The sequence below is a fragment of the Sorangium sp. So ce363 genome (assembly GCF_051520435.1).
Lineage (GTDB): Bacteria > Myxococcota_A > Polyangia > Polyangiales > Polyangiaceae > Sorangium > Sorangium cellulosum_B.
Window position 1 is genome coordinate 7064782 of the sequence record NZ_CP150333.1, and the last position, 21725, is coordinate 7086506.

15 protein-coding genes are annotated in these 21725 nt (G+C 70.5%); 6 read left to right on the plus strand and 9 right to left on the minus strand.

The features are described from left to right. Nucleotides 1-12: 12 nt before the first annotated feature. The gene (locus WMF12_RS26565) at nt 13-996 is read right to left on the minus strand and encodes an aldo/keto reductase (protein ID WP_437850018.1); all 984 of its coding nucleotides are present in this window, start codon (nt 994-996) and stop codon (nt 13-15) included. Between the two features lie 49 nt (nt 997-1045). Continuing rightward, complete coding sequence (locus WMF12_RS26570) at nt 1046-2842, minus strand: MutS-related protein (protein ID WP_437850019.1); 1797 nt, start codon at nt 2840-2842, stop codon at nt 1046-1048. A 118-nt stretch (nt 2843-2960) separates the two neighbouring features. On the opposite strand from WMF12_RS26570, the gene WMF12_RS26575 reads away from it, so the two are divergent. Then, a complete protein-coding gene (locus WMF12_RS26575; RefSeq protein ID WP_437850020.1) occupies nt 2961-3851 on the plus strand; it encodes a BON domain-containing protein in 891 nt (296 codons plus the stop codon). A 249-nt stretch (nt 3852-4100) separates the two neighbouring features. Here the strand turns inward: WMF12_RS26575 and WMF12_RS26580 are convergent, their stop codons facing one another. From WMF12_RS26580 to WMF12_RS26600, 5 genes are all read right to left on the minus strand, one after another. Next, on the minus strand, nt 4101-5741 hold the full coding sequence (locus WMF12_RS26580; RefSeq protein WP_437850021.1) for a protein kinase domain-containing protein: 1641 nt from the start codon (nt 5739-5741) through the stop codon (nt 4101-4103). A gap of 570 nt (nt 5742-6311) precedes the next feature. Continuing rightward, nucleotides 6312-7373, minus strand: a complete 1062-nt coding sequence (locus WMF12_RS26585; protein WP_012237684.1) for a 3-oxoacyl-ACP synthase III family protein — start codon at nt 7371-7373, stop codon at nt 6312-6314. A 225-nt stretch (nt 7374-7598) separates the two neighbouring features. Continuing rightward, nucleotides 7599-8225: an endonuclease III domain-containing protein gene (locus tag WMF12_RS26590; RefSeq protein ID WP_012237685.1), complete on the minus strand. Its 627-nt coding sequence runs from the start codon at nt 8223-8225 to the stop codon at nt 7599-7601. Next, nucleotides 8222-8977, minus strand: a complete 756-nt coding sequence (locus tag WMF12_RS26595; RefSeq protein WP_437850023.1) for a c-type cytochrome — start codon at nt 8975-8977, stop codon at nt 8222-8224. The genes WMF12_RS26590 and WMF12_RS26595 overlap by 4 nt, the downstream gene beginning before the upstream one ends. Continuing rightward, a complete protein-coding gene (locus tag WMF12_RS26600) occupies nt 8974-10212 on the minus strand; it encodes a YncE family protein (protein WP_437850024.1) in 1239 nt (412 codons plus the stop codon). Before WMF12_RS26600 ends, WMF12_RS26595 begins: the two co-directional genes overlap by 4 nt. Nucleotides 10213-10478: 266 nt before the next feature. On the opposite strand from WMF12_RS26600, the gene WMF12_RS26605 reads away from it, so the two are divergent. Next, complete coding sequence (locus WMF12_RS26605) at nt 10479-12098, plus strand: metallophosphoesterase (protein WP_437850026.1); 1620 nt, start codon at nt 10479-10481, stop codon at nt 12096-12098. A 121-nt stretch (nt 12099-12219) separates the two neighbouring features. Here the strand turns inward: WMF12_RS26605 and WMF12_RS26610 are convergent, their stop codons facing one another. Both WMF12_RS26610 and WMF12_RS26615 read right to left on the minus strand, forming a co-directional pair. Further along, on the minus strand, nt 12220-12960 hold the full coding sequence (locus WMF12_RS26610; RefSeq protein WP_437739479.1) for a 4'-phosphopantetheinyl transferase family protein: 741 nt from the start codon (nt 12958-12960) through the stop codon (nt 12220-12222). Further along, complete coding sequence (locus tag WMF12_RS26615) at nt 12961-13800, minus strand: metallophosphoesterase family protein (RefSeq protein WP_437850028.1); 840 nt, start codon at nt 13798-13800, stop codon at nt 12961-12963. Nucleotides 13801-14033: 233 nt separating this feature from the next. Between WMF12_RS26615 and gltB the strand changes: the two genes are divergently transcribed. The 4 genes from gltB (at nt 14034) to WMF12_RS26635 (ending at nt 21649) form a co-directional block, all read left to right on the plus strand. Next, the gene (gene gltB / locus WMF12_RS26620; protein WP_437739481.1) at nt 14034-18641 is read left to right on the plus strand and encodes a glutamate synthase large subunit; all 4608 of its coding nucleotides are present in this window, start codon (nt 14034-14036) and stop codon (nt 18639-18641) included. Beyond that, nucleotides 18634-20073 carry a glutamate synthase subunit beta gene (locus WMF12_RS26625; RefSeq protein ID WP_437850029.1) on the plus strand — a complete coding sequence of 480 codons (1440 nt, stop codon included), beginning with the start codon at nt 18634-18636 and terminating at the stop codon, nt 20071-20073. The genes gltB and WMF12_RS26625 overlap by 8 nt, the downstream gene beginning before the upstream one ends. Nucleotides 20074-20082: 9 nt before the next feature. Further along, nucleotides 20083-21078 (plus strand): MDR/zinc-dependent alcohol dehydrogenase-like family protein, encoded by a 996-nt coding sequence (locus WMF12_RS26630; RefSeq protein ID WP_437850030.1) that lies wholly within the window; start codon nt 20083-20085, stop codon nt 21076-21078. 160 nt (nt 21079-21238) lie between these two features. Further along, the gene (locus tag WMF12_RS26635; RefSeq protein ID WP_437850031.1) at nt 21239-21649 is read left to right on the plus strand and encodes a hypothetical protein; all 411 of its coding nucleotides are present in this window, start codon (nt 21239-21241) and stop codon (nt 21647-21649) included. The last annotated feature ends 76 nt before the right edge of the window (nt 21650-21725 follow it).

Here is a 21725-nt window from a genome sequence, read left to right on the forward strand (position 1 = left end):
TCGCCCGGGCGCCTACCAGAGCTGGTGAACCTGAGGCCGGAGCCGCCGGTCGTAGATCTCGCGGATCTTCGCCATCGTCTCCTGCGGCACGGGCGGCAGGTCCGCCGCGCTCGCGTTCTCGTCCACCTGCTCGGGCCGCTTCGCGCCGGGGATCACGCACGTCACCGCGTCCTGCATCAGGATCCAGCGCATCGTCCACGCGCCCATGCTCACGCCGGCGGGAACGAGCGGGCGGAGCTCCTCGACGACCTCGAGGCCCAGGTCGTAGTCGACGCCCGAGAACGTCTCGCCCTTGTCGAACGCGGCGCCCTCGCGGTTGAAATTGCGGTGATCGTCGGCCGCGAACCGGGTCGCCGCGCTCATCTTTCCGGTGAGCAGCCCCGAGGAGAGCGGCAGTCGCGCCAGGACCCCGACCTGCCGGCGCTTCGCCTCGGGGAAGAAGAGCTCGGCCGGGCGCTGCCGGAGGACGTTGTAGATGATCTGCACCGACTGCACGCCGGGGTACTCGATGGCCTTGAGCGCCTCTTCCACCCGCTCGACGCTGACGCCGTAAAACCGGATCTTGCCCGCCTTCACGAGCCTATCGAGGGCGTCGAACACCTCGGGCCGATAGTATACGTCCGTCGGCGGGCAGTGCAGCTGGACGAGGTCGAGCGCGTCCGTCTCGAGGTTCTTCAGGCTGCGCTCGATGAAGGCCGTGAGGTTCCCCTCGTTGTAGCTTGCCGCCGTGTGTGGGCTCAGGCGCCGGCCCGCCTTCGTCGCGACGACGATCTCCTCGCGCCGCTCGCGCCTGAGCCGCGCGAGCAGCCGCTCGCTCCGGCCGTCCCCGTACACGTCCGCGGTGTCGAAGAAATTCACGCCTCGATCGACGGCCCGGTGCAACGCCGCGAGCGACTCCTTGTCGTCGACGTCGCCCCAGGTGCCCCCGATCGCCCAGGCCCCGAAGCTCACCGAGGAGACGCGGAAACCCGTCCTGCCAAGAGGTCGATACTCCATGGCGGCGCATACAACCAGATTTCCCCCGCCACGGCGAGCGTGGCCGCGCTCAGGCGGGCTCGGCCCCGCGGCGGCGGTGCGCGCGCTTGCTGCGCTCGACGAGCGCGACGAGCTCCTCGCGCGTGACCCCGAGCCGCGCCGCCGTCCGGTGCGCGAGCGACGTCCGGGCGACCCCGTCGACGAACTGGTATGTCGGCCACTGCTGCGCGTCGAGCTCGACCTGCAGGAACACGAGCCGATCGACCGGCCGCTCCCGCTCGAGCCGCGCCGCGAGCTCGAGGAAGTGCGTCGTGATGAAGGCCTGAGGGCGGAGCTCCGAGAGGAGCGAGATCACGAGCTGGAAGATCTCCTCGCCTTCCGACGGGTTCGTGCCCGAGCAGAGCTCGTCGAGCACCACCATGTCGCCGACCTGCATCGCCTCGAACAGCGACCTGATGCGGAGCAGCTCCATCCCGAGGCGGCCCTCGCTCTGATCGGCCTGCGCCTGCTCGATCAGCGACACGAAGAGCCCGTGGCACGGCGAGAGGCGCGCCTCCGCGGCCGGCACGAAGAAGCCCGCCTGCCCCATCATCTGGGCCAGCGAGAGCGCCTCGAGCAGCCGGGTCTTCCCCCCCGAGTTCGGCCCGGTCACGATGACGGTCGCGTCGTGGTGATCGGTCGCGATGTCGCACGGGACCGTGCTCACCGAGCTCGCCAAGAGCAGCGGGTTGAACAGCCCCTTGAGCTCGCGCCCAGGGCTCCCGCCGCGCGCGCCGTCCGAGAAGCCCGGCGAGACGAGCTCGGGCAGACAGACGGAGAGCCCGGCCGCGCGGGCGCGGTCGCGCAGCGCGAGGCCGGCGAGGTAGAACTCGAGATCTCCGAGCAGCTGGACGAGCGCGACGAGATCGTCCTCGATGCCGTCGAACACGCTGTTGACGTGGCGGGTGAGCAGCTCGTCGTCGCTGAACCGGTACCCCCTCCACAGCATCACGAGCTTCGTGACCAGGCGCCCTAGCGGCGACTGGTAGAAGCGGTTCTCGCTGTTCTCGCGGATCGACAGGGCGCGCAGATCGCGGACATGGCCGTCGGAGCCGACGCGGATCCGGACATCCAGCGTCGCGATCTCCTCGTCGTACGCGAGCAGATCCGCGAGGCGGCGGTACGCCTCGCTCTCGCGCACGGCCGCGCCGAACGCCGAGAGCCGCGACAGGCCCGAGCGAGCGCCCGCGAACCCACCGGCGAGCGCGTCGAACGCGTCCTTGGCGGCGGCGAGGATGTCCAGCCGGCGCCGGCTCCCTTCGCCGCGAGAGATGGGGATCGTCTCGATCTGGCCCACCCAGCGGCGCAGCGCCGCGTAGGCGCGCTCGAGATCGCGGCGCTGCGCCTCCGACCCGGTGAGCTCCCGGAAGATCGCGCGCCGGAGCTCGACAGTGTCGCGATCGCTCGGCGGCTGGGAGAGGGCGCGGCCCAGCAGCGCTGGGCTCGGGATGTACGTGCGGCCTTCGCTCGTGAAATGGAGGCATCCGACGATGAGCTCACGCAGGAAGACGTGCTGCGCGAAGCGGGCTGGATCCCACGTCGACGCGGGCAGCGACGCCGACTCGACGTGCCGATCGAACGCCCCCGCGGGCGCGCCGCCCGCGAACGCGAACGCCAGCGACTCCTTGACCGCCCGCGCGTCCACCCGGAGCGCCGGCCGGTGCGAGAGGAGATCGGGCGCGGAGCGCTGTCCGGGCGGGGCGTCAGGCAGGACGGGTTCCGGCGGCGCCGCGCTCACGACCTCGAGCCTACTACGATGCGTCGGGCCGGAGCGCTCGTCCGGTGTCCGGTGCCGCCGCTGCGCGGTGGCCAGGGAGGGTCTCGGCATGCCCCCGTCGACACGCGCGGCGCGCCGTTGTTCCCGGGCGGCCGGGAACGACCGAGTTCCTGGCACGACGTCTGCCTCGGTGTGCACCCGGAGATGCACCATGAGCTATCGCTGCACGATGAGCAGAATACGCTGGTTCTCCGGCCCAACCGTCCTCGCGCTCGCGCTCGCCGGCACGGCCTGCAGGAGCGAGAGCGAGAGAGCTGAAGGAGCGGTCCGCGAGCCCGGGGACCAGACGACCAGGAGAGGCGAACCGCCTCCGGGCCCGAACCAGACGCCCAGCAAAGACCTGCGCGAGCAGGCCGGGCGCGTGGGCGAAAAGGCGGAGCAGCTCGCCCAGGAGGGCAAGGAGCTCGGCAGGGAGGCGCAAGAGCAGGCCGGGCGCGCGGGTGACAAGGCAGAGCAGCTCGCCCGGGAGGGTCAGCAGCTCGGCCAGGAGACGCGCGAGAAGGCCGAGCGCGTGGGCGAAAAGGCAGAGCAGCTCGCCGAGCGCGGGCGCCAGGCGGGCCGCGATGTCAACGACCAGATGAACAGGGTCGGCGAGCAGACCGGTGCGCTCAAGGACAACCAGGGCGCGCGCCCGCAGTCCGCGCCGCCCGCCGCTCCCAAGGACAAGGCCGCGCCGCAGCCCCCGCAACAGGGTCAGGCTGAGGGAGCCAAGAAGCAGGAGGGAAATGCCGCCGCGATGGAGCGCGACGAGTGGACGAAGGCAGCGAAGGACAACGACTATCAGGTCACCTTCGGCCGCGACGGCTCGGTCATCGCCACGAAGGAGGCGAAGCGGACCGGCGCGCGCCCGTCCGACGAGACGCTCCGCAACGCGGTCGGCGGCAAGCTCGCGGAGAGCGATCATGACGCGGTGAAGAAGCTGCAAGTCACGGTGCGCGACGGCGTGGTCACGCTGCAAGGCACCGTCGCCAGCGTGAAGGAGGCGACCGAGGCGGTGAAGGAGGCCATGGACGCCGACGGCGTCACCAAGGTGATCTCCTACATCCGTCACGGCACATGACGCCATGAGGTCGTCGGCCTAGCCGTGGTCACGGAGGTGCATCCGGTCGCCGACGACGGGCGGATGCACCGCCCGGATCCTTCGGTTTCCGCCCCCTCTGCACCATCCAGAGCAGAGCGGCAGCAGAGCGGCGGTCACCCGCACAGGAGACGGGCCCAGATCGGCGTTTTCGGCGCGCAAGCGCACTCCGGTGCGCTGAGCACCGAAAACGCCGATCTGGGCCCGTCTCCGAAGCGGGTGACCGTCGCTCTAGTGCGTGAAGTCCTTGGGGCGGAGCTTGACGGAGCGCTCCACGGCCTCCGCGGGTGAGAGCGCCAGCATAAGCGTCTCATCGAAGCAGTCGGACCTCGACACGACCACGACCTGCGTGCCCACGGGCAGCTCGGTCTTGAGCGGCGTCTTGCCGAGCGTCTTTCCCTTCCAGCTCACGATCGCGTCGGGTGGATCGCTCGAGATCGTCACGCTCGCCCTGGGGCCCTGCTCGGGCTTCTTCTCGACGGTCTCCCCGGCCTCGGCGCCGTGCGAAGCGACCGAGGTCGCAGGAGCATCGAGGGCGGGCGCGCGCTGATTCGCGACGTGAACCGCGCCGCCGACCAGCGCGACCAGCGCGGTCAGGGCGGACGCGCCGATCAGGTAGCCGCGCTTCGAGGCCGACACGGGCCCCGACGTGGTCGCTCGCAGGCTCACCGAGTCGCTCACGGGGGTCCTGGGCCGCTCGACGCCCGACGCCCGCTCGACGCCCGACGCCCGCTCGACGACCGACACACGCTCGACGCCCGACCGGCTGGACTCCCCGACATAGGGCAGCCTGCTGCCCGAGCCGGAGCTCAAGGGAACCATCGCGACGCCGATGCCGCTCATCGTCACCTGGCTGGAGGCGTCGCTCAGCAGCGACGCGCTGGCCACCCGCTCGATCTGCGCCTTGATCTGCTGGCGTATGGAGGCCCGGCTCTCGGCGAAGATCCCCCGCATGCAGGCGCCGAGGAACTCGCTGCGGACGTCCTCGCCCGACCACTGAAGGTAGTTCTCGAGCACATCGCACATCTCCTGCGCCGTCGCGAAGCGCTTCGATGGCTCGCGATCAAGGGCCTTCGCGGCGATCTGATCGAGCGCGATGGGGATCCCCGGAACGACGGTGGAGAGCCGCGGTATCTTCCCCAGCAGGAGCTGGTGCATCACGGTGATCTGATCGCCCTCGAACAGCCGCCGCCCGGCGAGGAGCTCCCAGAGCACGACGCCGACCGCGAAGATGTCCGCCCGGCGGTCCACCGTCTTGCCCGCCGTGACCTGCTCGGGCGCCATATACGTCAGCTTGCCCTTGAAGGTCCCGCTCTCGGTGCTGGAGGCGTTGACGACGGCCTTGGCCACGCCGAAATCCACGAGCTTCACCGCGCCGTCGTACGTGATGAAGATGTTGTGCGGCGAGACGTCGCGATGCACGATGCCGAGAGGCCGACCGTCGAAATCGCAGAGATCATGCGCGTAATGGAGCCCGCGCAGCACCTCGGCCACGATCCGGATCCACGTGCCGCGGACGAGCCCGCCCGTGCCGGACTCCCGCTCGACAGCCGCCTTCATGACGCGCTTCAGCGGCTGGCCCTCCAGGTACTCCATCACAATGAAGTAGCCGTCCCGATCGCTACCGACCTCGTAGGTCTGGACGACATTCGGGTGGTTCATGCGAGCCGAGAGCTTGGCCTCGTCCATGAACATGAGGACCTGGCGATCCTCCTCGTCCCCGGAGCTGCGGAGACGCTTGACGACGACCAGCTTGTTCACCGAGGCGGGCCCGTGAGCCATCGCGAGGAAGACGTCTGCCATCCCGCCGCGGCCGAGCTTCGCGATGGGACGATACCGGCCGAGCCCAAGCTGGGTCGGTGTGTCTCTCAAGATCGACGCTCCGTGTTCTCCGATCACACTCACCTCAGTGTGCAAAATCCGATAATTGTGCGTCCGAGTCAATGCGAAGAGTTTGCGTCCTCGCCATCAAGGAAAACATGCTCCAATGAAGTGAATGGCCCACAACCGTATGAGCACGAACGGCAAGAGACGACATTCGAACACACGCGCTCACGCGCACTCGCGAACACCGCACCCCCGCACGTAGGTCCCGCGCTGCGCTTTGGCTGCTGCGCGCTACCTGCTGCGCGTTAGGTGCTTCGTGCGCAATTCGCCGCTGGCCGGGGAGGGGCCGTGCAGCCGAGCCCTGAGGTGACTCCCTTCCCGGTAGCGCCCGCGCCTGGTCGCCAGGTCGATCGCACTGCAAACACGGGGTCTGCTGCGGGCGTTGATGGAAACGTAACAAGGGATACGCCACGTGCAATCCGTCGCGACACGATCGCACGAAATTTCCGCAGCGTTCCGCACCGGACGCAATACGCCACGCGCAACCGCCGCGGCTCGATGACGATGACGAGGATGACGGTGACGCCTGCGAGCGAGGCGCCGCCGCTCAGCCGCTCAGAGCTTCCAGAGCGCGCAGCCCCAGTGGACGCCGGTCCCGAGCGCGAGCACCATGGCGAGCTGCCCTTTCTTCACCCTTCCGGCGCGCATCTCCTCGTCGATGAGGATGGGCACGGTGGCGCCGCTCGTGTTGCCGAATCGATCGATGTTGCTCGGGAGCTTCTCGACGGGCACGCCGAGGTCCTTGCGAATGTGCTCGTTGATCCGGCCGTTCGCCTGGTGCGCCAGGAACACGTCGATCTGCTCGATCGCGAGGCCCTGAGAGGCGCAGAGCTCCCGCGCGGTCGCCGGGAGCTTGGTCACCGCGAACTTGAAGAGCTCGCGGCCATCCATGCGGGGGATATGCAGGTCCTCGTCGAACGACGTCGGCTTCCAGTACGGGCGCGAGCGGAAGCCGCCGCCCGGCACGAAGAGGAGCTCGGCGAAGCGTCCATCGGAGCAGATCTTGTTGCCGCGCAGGCCCGCGTCGCGATCGGTCGCGCGGAGGACGAGCGCGCCCGACCCGTCCCCGAACAGGACGGCGAGGTTCCGGTGGCGGTCGGCGTGCGCCCGCGCCTCCGGCGTCGCGGAGCGGCCATTCTTCGGGTCGAGCGCCCCCCAGTCCTCCCAGGGCATGAAGCCGGCGTGCGCCTCTGCGCCCACGAACAGGATGGTCTTGGCGGCCCCGGTCTGGATCAGCCCGTCGATCGTCTGGAGGCCGAACAGCATCGCGGCACACTGCTGCCGGATGTCGAGCGCGGGGACGCCCGGAATGCCCAGCTTCGCGCCGAGCAGCGCCCCGGAGCCAGGGAAAATATAGTCCGGCGTCATCGTGGCAAAGAGGATGTAATCGATCTCCGACGGCGCGATGCGCGCCGACGCGATCGCGCGCTTCGCCGCTTCGCACGCGAGATCGCTCACCCCCACGCCATCCGGCGCGTAATGGCGCTGGCGGATACCGGAGCGCTGGTAGATCCACTCGTCGGAGGTCGTGATCACCCGCGCGAGGTCGTCGTTGGTGACAGGTTCTCCGGGCACGTAGTGGCCCGTCCCGATGATCTCAAATCCAATCTTTGTCACAGAAGTGCCTTACCCGAACCGCAGGCGCGCCGCGACCGGGAACCGCACACCCGCACACGACCGCGCCCGGCCGCCTCGCGCCGCAGCGCGGCGGGCGTGGTCGCGCTCATGAGATCGCCGGGACGCTGCACCCTGCTTGACGGAAACGCGCCGCCTCGATAAGCTGCCAGCTTTGCTGGCGGCGTTGTACCCGCCCCCATCTTCGGCGGCCGCCGGGCGCCGCGATCATCGTCGGCGGGCGGCCCAGCTGCAGATGGGGCAGCCGGTCATGTCGTGGCGCAGCGCCGGGCAGTGCTCGCGGCCGAAGTAGATGAGCTGCAGGTGGAGCTTGTTCCACTGCTCGGGTGGGAACGTGCGCTTCAGGTCGCGCTCCGTCTCGACGACGTCCCTCCCGGACGACAGCCCCCAGCGGAACGCGAGCCGGTGAATGTGGGTATCGACCGGGAAGGCGGGGTGGCCGAAGGCCTGTGCCATGACGACCGAGGCCGTCTTGTGACCGACCCCCGGCAGGGCCTCCAGGGCCTCGAATGAGGCGGGGACGACGCCGCCGTGCTCGGTCGCGATCCGCTCGCTCAGCGCCTTCAGGTGCCGCGCCTTGGTGGGCGCGAACCCGATCCTACGGATGAGCTGGGCGATCTCCTCGGTGGGCACTGCCGCCATGGCCGCAGGCGTCCGGGCGCGCGCGAGGAGCGCCGGCATCACCGCGTTGACCATCTTGTCCGTCGTCTGGGCGCTGAGCATCACCGCGACGAGCAGCGAATACGGATCGTCGTGGGCCAGCGGAATGGGCGGGGCCGGGTACAATCGGTCGAGGATCTCGGCGATCCTCGCGGCTTTCTCGGCGCGCTTCACGGGGGCCAGGGCAGCCCGTAGAACGAGAGCAGATCGCCGAGCTCTTCATCGGAGAGGACCTCGCGGGAGAACGGCGGCATCTGCCCGCCGTAGCCCACGAACCCGCCGTGCCGGACCTTCTCGATGAAGACCAGCCGCCGGTCGGCCTCCGTGTACTCGCCGAGCGGGTGCTCCTTCAGCGTCTGGTCGGGCAGCGCCGGCGCCCGCGCCACGAGCCGGCCTTCCCCCGAATGGGCGCGCCCGTGACACGAGGCGCAGGCGCGCTCGTGGATGCGCCCGCCCGCGGCCGCGTCGCCAGCCGGGATCTGGCTCAGCTCGTAGACAGGCGTGAAGGGGACGGCCTCGGCCGCGCCTCCATCGCTGGGCAGCGACTCCAGGTAGGCATAGATGGCCTGCGCGGCGTCGTCGTCCGCGGTCCAGGGCAAGTCCTTCGTCATGAAGTAATAGAGGCAATGGTTGATCGCGCCGAGGAGCTCGACCTCTTGCCCGCCCCAGTAATGCGGGCGCTCCACGGCGCCGGCCAGCGGGGCGCCCGGGAGCATGGCGTCGCCCGCGTCGCCGGTGACAGCTTCATGGCACGTCGAGCAGGAATAGCGATTGAAGCGCGTCTCCGCGATCGACGGGTCCCGGAAGAGCGCCGCGCCGTGGTCGACGGCCGTCGCGTCGACGACCTTCGTCTCGGGATCGCCCGGACAGCCGCAGAGGAGCGCCGCGCACGCGAGCGCGGCCGCAAGGTTGCGGGGCGTCCTCACGGCGCCTCCGGCGCGACGCGCACGAGCCCGTCGGGATAGAGGCCCACCTCCGTGTCGCTGAGCGTCTCCAGCGTCTCTGGATCGAGCCGGAGCACCCTGCCGGGCGTCGCGCTCCTGTCGCCCTCGCAGACGAGGAAGAGCCCGTGCTCCTCGTCGAGCTGCGCGAGGTGCGGCCGCATGCATTCGTCGGCGATGTTCCGGGTGACGACGCCGTCGTCGTCCGGGGTCACGCCGATCCGCACGATGGTGTCGGGCACCTGGGTCGGCACATAGATGGCGCTCCCGTCGGGGGTCCACGCGGGGAAGTAGGGCGCGCCGATCGTGAGGATCTTCCGGGAATCGTCGAACGTCTCCGACGCGACATCGAAGAAGCGCACGTCCCTGCTCTCCGTGCTGCTCACGGCGATGGTCTTCCCATCGGGCGACATGACGGCCGCGTAGGGTCCGTAGTTGTTGGCATGAGGCGACGGGCTGGAGGTAGACCCCACCGGCACGCGCTTCACCTCGGCGGAAGGGTCCGTCAGGTCGACGATCGCGAGCACGTCCTCGCCGTAACAAGCGACGTAAGCGCGGGCGCCGTCCGGGCGCGAGAGGGCGATTCCGTGGGCTGCCATGCAGACCGGGATGAACTCCGGCTCGGGCGACCCCGAGAGCAGGACCTTCTCGGGATCGATCACCGCGAGGGACGAGCGCGCCGCCTCGACGTCGCCCGGGTTGTCGAGCACGCGTTTCAAATCGAAATGAGAGACGACCACGCGCTTGCCGTCCTCCGAGATCACGATATCGCCCGGGTTGGCCTCGACGCGCACCTGCCCGAGGATGCGCAGATCGTCGAGCGCGAGCTTCTGGACGTAGCCCGCCACAACGCTCCCGCCGTGCACCGCGTGGGGGCCGATCGCGCCGGCGACGTCAGGGTACGACAGCGCGACGTAGACGGCGCCGCCCTCGGCGTCCACGGCCACATGGTGAGGCCCGTCGATCGTCACGGGATCGCGGCCCACGGGGTGGACGCCGAACCGCTCCCCGGTCACGAGCGAGACAAGAGAGATCGTATCGGAGAGGCTATCGCTCACCAGGCCCATCCCGCCCTCCGGAATCGTGATCTCAGGGAGTCGATCCGGATACGCGTCGCCCTCGTAGGCGCTGTAGCGGTATTGGATGATGGGCTCGGGATCGCTGCAGCTCACCAGCGTCGCCGCCGCGAGCGCGCAACCCAGGAATCGCGAAATGACCATAGATGACCTCGAGACGAGCGCCTCTGGCTCGGACGCGCCGCATCCTAGCAGCCGCCAGCGCGCCGGCCGCGGCTCGCCCTACCATGGCTCGGCTCGCTCGTGCGCCTCGACGTGACGCTCCGCGGCGCCGCGCTGCGCTACGTGGGACGTACTACGCGCGTTCTGCGCTCTCTCTTCCTTGGTCGGCGCCGGCCCCCAACGGCAACGCTACCGCCCGAGTGAACATTTCTTGATCTGGCGCTGTGGTGTTGTCATGTAAGGAAGCGATGAGCCAGACACGAGCGGTGGGCATCGCAACATGGGAGCCCGGTCGGCGGCGGATCGCGCGAGCGCGCCCAGGTCGCCCCGCGGCGCGCTTCTTCCTTGCGTCCCTTGCGCTCGCGGCGTGTGCCGGGGAGGAGTCCATCGCTCCGGCGCCGCTCCCTGCGCCGGTACCGCTGCCAGCGCTCCGCGGCGCGCCGCCGCTGACGACCGCTCGCACCTGGGCGCCGCGCGCCGCGGTGGCCGATCCACCGGACAGGAACCCCGCTGTCCCGGCGGAGATCGAGCAGATGCTCGCGGAGGGCTACGGCGAGCTCGAGAGCGGGCCGGGGCAGCCGCTCGCCCCGGCGACGCTCGACGACACCCCTCCACCGCCGCGCGGCGAGCGGCCGACGCTCCTGACGAGGTTCGTCCACCTCGCCGACGCCCAGCTCGCGGACGACGAGTCGCCCGCTCGGCTGGCGATCTTCGACTCGCCCGGCGTGTTCGCGTCGGCGTTCCGCCCGCAGGAAGGGCACGAGTGCCGGATCCTCAACGCCGCCGTCCGCACGATCAACGCGCTCCATCGCAGCACGTCGATCGACTTCGTGCTGCTCGGCGGCGACAACGCCGACAGCGCGCAGACGAACGAGATCGCGTGGTTCTCGGCCATCCTCGACGGCGCCGAGCGCGTCGAGTGCGACTCGGGCGCTGACGACGACCCCGTGCCAGGCCCCGACAACGATCCCAAGGATCCGTTCTTCGCCGAGGGGCTGCTCGTGCCCTGGCGATGGGTGACCGGCAACCACGATGTCCTGCACCAGGGGAACTTCCCGGTGCACACGCGCGCCGAGCTCGCGACGGGGAGCTGGTCGGACGGCGGGACGCGCGACTGGTCTCTCCCCGGCGCTCCGGTGATCACGGGCCAGGTCGTCCCCGACCCGAGGAGAGCGCTGCTGAGCCGCCCCGAGCTGCTCGATCGGGTCGCGGCGACCGGCGACGGGCACGGGATCGGGCCCGACGAGCGCGCGTACGGCAAAGCGTTCTACGAGTTCGACATGAAGGACACCCCCCTTCGCGTCATCGTGCTCGATACGGCCGCCGAGACGGGCGGACCGAACGGCGTGATCCTCCAGGACGACGTCGATCGGTTCATCCGTCCCGCGCTCGACCGCGCGAAGCGGGAGCGCAGGTGGGTCATCCTCACGTCCCACCACGCGTCGCGCTCGCTCGGGGACGGCTCCTTCGCCGCGACGGGCACCCCCGCCGTGCCCGGCGCGATCGACGTCGATGCGTGGCAGTCGCTCGTCGGCGGCTACGACAACGTCCTGCTCCACCTCGCCGGACACACCCACGTGCACCGGGTGACCCGGGTCTCTCCGGCCGGCGGGCACGCGTACTGGGAGCTCGAGACCTCCGCGCTCGCCGACTACCCCCATCAGGTCCGCGTCATCGAGATCTGGGACGAGGACAACGGCTTCGTCGCCATCCGGGGCGCCGCCCTCGACTACGCCGTCGGCGACGACCCGATCGCCTCCGAAGGGCGCCGCCGGGCCGTCGTGGACGTCACCTCCGGCTTCGGCGACGACGGCCGCGGAGAGCCCTCGTGGCGCAACGTCGAGCTCTCGATCGCGCGGCCTGACTGACCTCGCGCGCCGCGCGCCGGGGCCGCGGGCGCGCTTCCCCAGCCAGCCGGAGGCCTGCCAGGGAGGGATGCGCGTCGGCCCCGCCGCGCGGCGGCCTCGCGCGGACGGCCCCGGCCGTCGCTCATCCGCCGTCGCGCAGCGGCACCGTCTCCCGCAGCTCGATCGACAGCGGGGGTCCGCCCCCGCTGCGGATCGCGGCGGCCATCGTGTGCCGCGCCGAGGGCTGGTAGAGCGCGAACTGCCAGGCCGAGCGGTCGTCGCCGAGCCGCGGATCGAACGAGATGCCGATCGCCGGTCCATCGTCCAGGTGGAACGAGAACTGATCGAGCGGGATCGCGAGCCCCATCCCGCGCGCCTTGATGTACGACTCCTTGAGCGTCCAGTACTCGAAGAAGCGCGCGCGCTGCCTCTCCGGCGGCAGCGCGCGCAGCGCCCTCACCTCGCCTGGCGAGAAGAAGCGATCGGCGATGTCCACCGCGCCGCTCGCGCGCTCGGTGTCCTCGACGTCGACGCCCACGTCGCGATCCAGCGCGACCAGGCAGGCGATCAGCCCCCGCGTGTTCGACAGGTTGAACCGGATCGGCGGCACCCCCGGAGGTCCGGCGATCTGCGGGCGGCCAAACTCGTTCCGGACGAACGACCACGCCTCGGGCGCGACGTTCGCGTACTTCGAGAGGACCGTGCGCACGAGGGCGCGGGTGAGCAGGTACTCGTGCCGGTTCTCGGCGAAAAGGAAGCGCGCCTGCTGCGCCGCCTCGTCAGGGGCCATCAGCCGGTGGTACGCCTCGAGCAACGCCTCGTCGCGAGCCGAGTCGCAGAAGACGTACCAGAGGTGCGCGGCGCCGGGGCCGATCGTCAGCATCTACATCCTCGGCGGCGCCGCGCCTGCAGGGCCCGGCAGGATCTCCCGAAGGCAGCTGTCGGCGCTGCGCTCGATGGGCCGCTGGCGCGGGTATCCGAACGACACCTCCTCGAAACGAACACCGTCGATCCAGTCGGTGCGGGGGATGTGGAGGTGCCCTGACACGACCACCCGCGCGCGGAACCGCGTGTGCCAGTCGTGCGTGCGCCGCGTCCCGCACCAGATCGAGAAACGCGGGATGTGCCGCAGCCGCACGAGCTCTTCGCGCAGCGGGAAGTGGTTGATGAGCACCGTGGGGCGCCCCTCGATCGCGCCGAGACGGGCCTCCGTCGCGGCGAGGCGGGCCCGGCACCACTCGGGTCGGCTCGCGTAGGGGGCCGGGTCGAGCAGCTCCTCGTCGCTGCAGAGGACGCCGCTCTCCATGGCCCACGCCACCGCGTCGCGCTCGGGCACGCCGTCCGGCCGGAAGCTGTAGTCGTAGAGCAGGAACATCGGCGCCAGCACGTGCGGTCCGCCCTCGCCGTCCCAGAGCACGTAGGGGTCTTCCGGCGTGAGCACGCCGCGGCTCCGACACAGCTCGACCAGCCGCTCGTACCGGGCCTGGCCGCGCGGACCGCCGCGCTCACTCGGCATCGTATAGAGCTCGTGGTTGCCCGGCGTCCACACGAGCCGCTTGAACCGCGGACCCAGGGTCTCGAGGACGTAGATGAGGTGCTGCTCCGTCTCCCCGAGATCACCGGCGAGGATGAGCCAGTCGCTCGGCCGCGGCGTCATGCGCTCGATGGCCCACCGGTTCTCCGCATACCCGACGTGGAGATCGCTGAGTGCGAAGAGCTTCATCCGAATACCGCGCGGCCGGGGGCCGGCCCGGCGAGCCGGCCGCCCCCACCCACACCACGGCCGACGACGGGCGTCCACTGCCGAGCGCCGCCGCCGGGCGCGGCGGCACACGGTCAAGGCGACGCGACACCCCTCCCCCATTTTGGCCCGGTTCCGCGCCTCCTGGCGCGCCGCATTAAACTAGGGCTCCAATCCTTGTGCCACCTGTGCTACGCGCGTGTGAAGTCAGCACCATGCCTCTGCCCCAACGACAAGGTCTTTACGATCCGGCTTTCGAACACGACGCATGCGGTCTCGGATTCGTCGCCACGCTCCGCCGTGAAGCGACGCACGAGGTCGTTTGCCAAGCGCTCGAGATCCTCGAAAATCTAACCCATCGCGGCGCCGCTGGCTGCGACCCCTGCACCGGCGATGGCGCGGGCGTCCTCCTCCAGATCCCGCACGAGCTGTACGCCACGTCCCTGGCCGCCCTTGGCATCGCGCTGCCTGCTCCCGGCGACTACGCCGTCGCGACGGCGTTCTTCTCCCAGCTCCCGTCGCGGCGCCGCCAGTGCGAGGCGATCCTCGAGGCCGCGGTCGTGCACCACGGACAGCGCGTCCTCGGCTGGCGCGACGTCCCCATCGACGACGCGGCGCTCGGCCCGATCGCGCGCGACTCGCGCCCCGCGATCCGCCAGCTGTTCATCGGCAGGGTCGCGCCTCGCCAGTCCTTCGAGCAGGTCCTGTATGCGATCCGCAAGCGCGCCGGCCGCGCCGCCAACGCCGACGACTTCTACATCACGTCGTGCTCGTCGCGGACGGTCGTCTACAAGGGCCTGATGCTCGCGGAGCAGGTCGCGGCGTTCTACCCCGATCTGTCCGACAAGCGCACCGTGTCGCGGCTCGCGATGGTGCACTCGCGCTTCTCCACGAACACCTTCCCCACGTGGGAGCGCGCGCACCCGTACCGGGTCATCGCGCACAACGGCGAGATCAACACCGTGCGCGGCAACACCGCGTGGATGTCGGCGCGCGAGGCGCTGCTGAAGAGCGATGTCTTCGCGAACGCGATCGAGGACTTCAAGCCGATCATCCGCCCGGGCGGCTCCGACTCGTCCGCGCTCGACAACGTGGTCGACTTCCTGCTCGCGAGCGGCCGCTCGCTGCCCCACGTGATGATGATGCTCGTGCCCGAGGCCTGGGCGCTCGACCCGGACATGTCGGCCGAGAAGAAGGCGTTCTACGAGTACCACGGCTGTCTGATCGAGCCCTGGGACGGCCCCGCGGCGCTGTGCTTCACGGACGGACGGCTGATCGGCGCGACGCTCGACCGGAACGGGCTGCGCCCCGCGAAGTACGTCGTGACGAGCGACGGGCTCGTCGTGCTCGCGAGCGAGTTCGGCGTCCTCGACATCGAGCCGGCGCGCGTGATCCAGAAGGGGCGCCTCCAGCCGGGCAAGATGTTCCTCGTCGACACGACCGAGGGTCGCGTCGTCAGCGACGACGAGATCAAGCGCCGCGTCGCGACGCAGAAGCCCTACGCGGCGTGGGTCGCCGAGAACAAGATCGATCTGCGCGCCCTCGAGGACGTGCCGAGCCTCTACACCATCCCGCACGCGGACCTCCGGGGCCTGCAGCAGGCGTTCGGCTACACCGAGGAGGACCTGCGGATGATCCTCGGGCCGATGGCCACCCTCGGCGAGGAGCCGGTGGGCTCGATGGGCATCGACATCCCGCTCGCCGTGCTCTCCGAGAAGCCCCAGCTGCTCTTCCGCTACTTCAAGCAGCTGTTCGCGCAGGTCACGAACCCGCCGATCGACCCGCTCCGCGAGGAGATCGTGATGTCGCTCGTGAGCTGCGTCGGCGGCGAGGGCAACCTCCTCGAGGAGACGCCCCGCCAGTGCCGGATGCTCGAGCTGCCGCACCCGATCCTCACGCAGGACGACCTGTCGAAGCTGCGGAAGAACGTCTTCCCCGACTTCCGCGCGGCCACGCTGCCCATGTATTTCCCGGTCGACGGCGACCCGGAGGACAACCTGCGCGCCGCGATCGCGAAGCTCTGCAAGGACGCGAGCCGCGCGATCGCCGACGGCGCGAGCATCCTCATCCTCAGCGACCGCGGCATCGACGAGACGCTCGCCCCCATCCCGAGCCTGCTCGCGGTGGGCGCCGTGCACCACCACCTCATCAACGAGGGGGCGCGCACGCGCGCGGGCATCATCGTCGAGACCGGCGAGGCGCGCGAGGTCGGCCACATGGCGCTGCTCATCGGCTACGGCGCCGGCGCGGTGAACCCGTACCTCGCGTTCGAGTCGATCGCGGCGATGTGCCGCGACAAGACCCTCGGCGCCGACCTCTCGCCGACCGCGGCGGGCTCGCGCTACGTGAAGGGGCTCAAGAAGGGCATCCTGAAGATCATGTCGAAGATGGGGATCAGCGCGCTCTCCAGCTACCAGGGCGCGCAGATCTTCGAGGCGATCGGCATCGATCAGCTCGTCATCGACGCGTACTTCACCGGCACGGCGTCGCGCGTCCGCGGCGTCGGGCTGCGCGAGATCGCGGAGGAGGCGCTCGCGCGCCACCACGCGGCGTACGGCGAGCGGGCGCGCGCGCACCTCGACGTCGGCGGCCACCACCACTTCCGCGTGTCCGGCGAGCGGCACCTCTGGACGCCGCAGTCGATCGCCTCGCTCCAGCGGGCGGTCCGCCTCGACGACGCGAAGAGCTACGCCGAGTACGCCTCCATCATCAACGAGCAGCAGGAGCACCCGATGTCGCTCCGCGGGCTGTGGGACTTCAGGCCCGCGGGCCCGCCGGTGCCGATCGAGGAGGTCGAGCCCGCCGCCTCGATCGTGAAGCGCTTCGCCACGGGCGCCATGTCCTTCGGGAGCATCTCGAAGGAGGCGCACGAGACGCTCGCGATCGCGATGAACCGGATCGGCGCGCGGTCGAACACCGGCGAGGGCGGCGAGGACCCGGTGCGCTTCCTCCGGCTGCCGAACGGCGACTCGAAGCGGAGCGCGGTGAAGCAGGTCGCCTCGGCGCGGTTCGGCGTCACGGCCGAGTACCTCGTGAACGCCGACGAGCTGCAGATCAAGATGGCGCAGGGGGCCAAGCCCGGCGAGGGCGGCCAGCTCCCGGGCCACAAGGTCGACGCGGTGATCGCGAAGGTGCGCCACTCGACGCCCGGCGTGACGCTGATCTCGCCGCCGCCGCACCACGACATCTACTCGATCGAGGATCTCGCCCAGCTCATCTTCGACCTGAAGAACATCAACTCGAAGGCGCGCATCAGCGTGAAGCTCGTCGCCGAGGCGGGCGTCGGCACCATCGCCGCGGGCGTCGTGAAGGCGCACGCCGACGTGGTGCTGATCAGCGGCGACTCGGGCGGCACCGGCGCCTCCCCGCTCACGTCGATCCACCACGCGGGCGTCGCGTGGGAGCTCGGCCTCGCCGAGGCGCACCAGGTGCTCGTGATGAACGGGCTCCGCGGCCGCGCCATCGTGCAGACCGACGGCAAGCTGATGACGGGCCGCGACGTCGCGTTCGCCGCGCTGCTCGGCGCCGAGGAGTTCGGCTTCTCCACGGCGCCGCTCGTCGCGACCGGCTGCATCATGATGCGCAAGTGCCACCTCAACACCTGCCCGGTCGGCATCGCCACGCAGGACCCCGAGCTCCGCAAGAAGTTCACGGGCGCGCCGGAGCACGTCATCAACTTCTTCTTCTACGTGGCCGAGGAGCTCCGGCAGATCATGGCGCGCCTGGGCTTCCGCACGCTGACCGAGATGGTCGGGCGCTCCGACTGCATCGTGCAGCGGAGCACCGGGCTCCACCCGAAGGCGAGGAAGATCGACTGCTCCGAGGTGCTGTACCGCCCGAAGGAGGCGCTCACGAGCCCGACCCACTGCGTGGAGCTGCAGGACCACAAGCTCGACCGGGTGCTCGACCTCAAGCTGATCGAGAAGGCGCGCGCGACGATCGACGGCGGGGCGCCCGTCGTCATCGAGACCCGCGTCAAGAACTCGGATCGGACGCTCGGCGCGATGCTGAGCGGCGAGATCGCGCGCCGCCACGGCAGCGCCGGGCTCCCCGAGGACAGCATCGTGGTCAAGTGCGCCGGCAGCGCCGGCCAGAGCTTCGGCGCCTTCGCCTCGCGGGGCATGACGCTCGAGCTCGAAGGCGACGCGAACGACTACGTCGGCAAGGGCCTCTCGGGCGGCGTGGTCGCGGTGCGACCGCCGCGCGAGGCGCCGTTCCGGCCGGACGATCAGGTCATCGTGGGCAACGTCGTGCTGTACGGCGCGACGGGCGGCCGCGCGTTCTTCAACGGCCGCGCCGGCGAGCGCTTCGCGGTCCGGAACAGCGGGGCCACCACCGTCGTCGAGGGCGTGGGCGACCACGGCTGCGAGTACATGACGGGCGGCACCGTGATCATCCTCGGCACCACCGGCCGCAACTTCGGGGCCGGCATGAGCGGCGGGCTCGCCTACGTCTTCGACGAGGACGCGCTCTTCGAGGCGCGCTGCAACAAGGAGATGGTGCAGCTCGAGACGATGACCGCCGCCGACGCCGAGTCGGTGCGGGCGCTGCTCGAGGAGCACGTGCGGCGCACGGGCAGCCGGAAGGCGATCGAGCTGCTCGAGTCCTGGCAGGCCGTCCTGTCGAAGTTCGTGAAGGTCGTCCCGAGCGAGTACCGCCGCGCCCTGGAGGCCGCGGCGTCGCCCGCGACGAACGGAGCGGACGGGTCCGACAGGCTCGTGTCTCTCCTTTCTCCTTCCACCCCCTATGTTTCCACTGGACGTTACATCCCCGCCAACGCGGGTCCCCTGAGCACGGGAGAGAGGTCGGCCGCCCATGGGTAAGGTACGAGGCTTCCTCGAGATCCAGAGGGTCGACATCAAGAAGCGGCCCGTCTCCGAGCGTTTGAACGACTGGCAGGAGTTCGAGCTCCCGGTCCCCGACGCCGAGCTGCGCGATCAGGCAGCGCGGTGCATGGACTGCGGCATCCCGTTCTGTCACGACGGATGTCCGCTCGGGAACCTGATCCCCGACTGGAACGATCACATGTTCCGCGATCGCCTCCCGGAGGCGATCGCGTCGCTCGACGCGACAAACAACTTCCCCGAGTTCACCGGGCGCGTGTGCCCCGCGCCTTGCGAGGCGGGGTGCGTTCTGAACATCGAGAGCAAGCCGGTCACCATCAAGAACGTCGAGCGCGCGATCGCGGATCGCGCGTTCGACCGGAACCTGGTGGCGCCGGTCATCGCGAAGCAGCGCACGGGCAAGAAGGTCGCGGTGATCGGCTCGGGGCCCGCCGGGCTCGCTGCTGCCCAGCAGCTCGCGCGCAAGGGCCACGACGTGACGCTCTTCGAGCGTGACGACCGCATCGGCGGCCTGCTCCGGTACGGCATCCCCGACTTCAAGATGGAGAAGCACCTCATCGACCGGCGCATGGAGCAGATGCAGGCCGAGGGGGTGACGTTCCGCACGGGCGTCCACTGCGGCGTCGACATCACCGGCGACGCCCTGCGCGAGCAGTACGACGCCGTCGTGCTGTGCGGCGGGGCGCGCCGGCCGCGCGACCTGCCGGTGCCCGGCCGGGAGCTGAAGGGCGTCCATTTCGCGATGGACTTCCTGACCCAGCAGAACAAGCGGGTCGCCGGCGACGTGATCCCCGACAGCGAGGCGATCTTCGCCACGGACAAGCGGGTGGTCGTCATCGGCGGCGGCGACACCGGCTCCGACTGCGTCGGCACGAGCCACCGCCACCGCGCGGCGCACGTGACGCAGCTCGAGCTCCTCCCCCGCCCCCCCGAGCAGCGCTCGCTGACGAACCCGTGGCCCGCGTGGCCGCTCATCCTCCGCACCTCGTCCTCGCACGAGGAGGGCGGCGAGCGCGACTGGTCGGTGTCGACCACCGCGTTCCTCGGGGACGAGCAAGGGCACGTCCGCGCGCTCCAGGCGGCGCGGGTGAAGCTGGAAGGCGGGAAGTTCGTGCCGGTCCCGGGGAGCGAGTTCGAGATCCCGTGCGAGCTCGTCCTGCTCGCGATGGGCTTCGTCGGCTCCGAGCGCGAGGGGCTGCTCGAGCAGCTCGGCGTCGAGATGGACCAGCGCGGCAACGTGAAGGCCCACGGCGGGCGCACCAGCGTGGAGGGCGTCTTCGCCGCCGGCGACATGTCGCGCGGACAGAGCCTCGTCGTCTGGGCCATCGCCGAGGGGCGCAAGGCAGCGGACGCGGTCGACGCGTACCTGATGCAGCCGGCGAAGCGCCGGTTGGCGCTCGCGGCGGGCTAGAGCTCGATCGTGCGAGCGCTGGTCTGGGACGGAACGGCCGCGCGCGTCATCGACCGCGACCCCCCCTCGACCACGGCCGGCATGGCCGTGGTCGAGGTGCGGTGCGCCGGGATCTGCAACACGGATCTCGAGATCATCAAAGGTTACATGGGCTTCCGCGGCACGCTCGGGCACGAGTTCGTCGGCGACGTCGTGGAGGGCCCGGCCGCCTGGCTCGGCCGCCGCGTGGTGGGCGAGATCAACTTCGCGTGCGGCCGCTGCGAGAGCTGCGCGCGCGGGCTGGGCAGGCACTGCCCGACGCGCACGGTCATGGGCATCGTCGGCGCCGACGGCGCGCTGGCGGAGCGCGTCGCGGTGCCCGTGGCGAACCTCCACGCCGTGGCCGACGGGGTCGACGACGAGGAGGCGGTGTTCGCGGAGCCGCTCGCGGCGGCGTTCGCGATCCTGGAGCAGGTGCGTGTGTCGCCGGGCGCGTCGGCGCTCGTGTTCGGCGACGGGAAGCTCGGCCTGCTCATCGCGCAGGTGCTCCACCAGGCTGGCGCCCGCGTCCTCGCGGTCGGCAAACACGAGGAGAAGCTCGCCCTACTGCGCGCGCAGGGCATCGCGACCGAGCTCGTTCGCCCGGAGCCCTCGGGCCAGGCCGACGCCGGTGCCTCGCCGCCTCCGGGCGCCTGGGCCGGAGATCCGGCCGAGCTGGTGGTCGAGGCCACCGGCACCGCCGAGGGGTTCGTGAGGGCCGCCCGCGCGACCCGGCCCAGGGGCACGCTCGTGCTCAAGAGCACGGTGGCCGGGCTCTCCAGCGTCCACCTCGCGGAGCTCGTCGTCAACGAGATCACCGTCGTTGGGTCGCGCTGCGGGCTGTTCGGGCCAGCGCTGCGCGCCCTCGAGGCCCGGACCGTCGACGTCCGCTCCCTCGTGTCGGCGCGGCTCCCGCTGGAGCGCGCCGCAGAGGCGCTGGCGGCCGCTGCGGCGCCCGGCGCCCTCAAGGTGCTCGTCACCTGCTGAGCTCGGTGAGCTCGCCGCTCGCTGACTGTCAGCTGCTCGTCCGGGTGGCCTGCGGCCAGCGCGGCATGTTCGCCAGGCGCATTGTGTGAGAATTTCTCGCGGCTGGCCGGAATAGATCCTCATAGGGAGCCGCAGACCGCGCCCCCGATCAGGAGCTGCGATGAGCGCGAAGGACAGCCCACACCACGACGACCGCCGAGAGGACGCGCACAACGAGGCCCGGCAAGCCAGGGAGAGCTGGGAGCAGCAGCGGCTACGAGAGCTCGACCTCGTCGGCATTGAAGAGGATGCGTCGACGTTTTGCCTTCATTGTCGCCGTGAGCTGCTGGGGCAGCTCGCACGGGCCCAGGCGCGCGGCTCGGTGTTGTTCGAGCTCGTCAGGCGCGAAGGGCTGAGCCCTCTTCCCCTCCACGACCCCCGGTCCACGGCCGAGGGCGGTCACACGCCGGGGTACCGGCGTGACCTCTGGGAAACCGCAATGCACAAGCGCCGCGCCCTGTGGCTCCCCCTCGCGTGCCTCGCGCTCGGCACGCTGGTGCTCTGGGTGGCATTCGTCCTCCTGAGGCGCTGAGGGCGAGGAGCCGCTCGCGTCCGGATGTGATCCGGACAGGGAAGCGGTTGTTGGTAGAGGGGCGCAGATTCGTGCG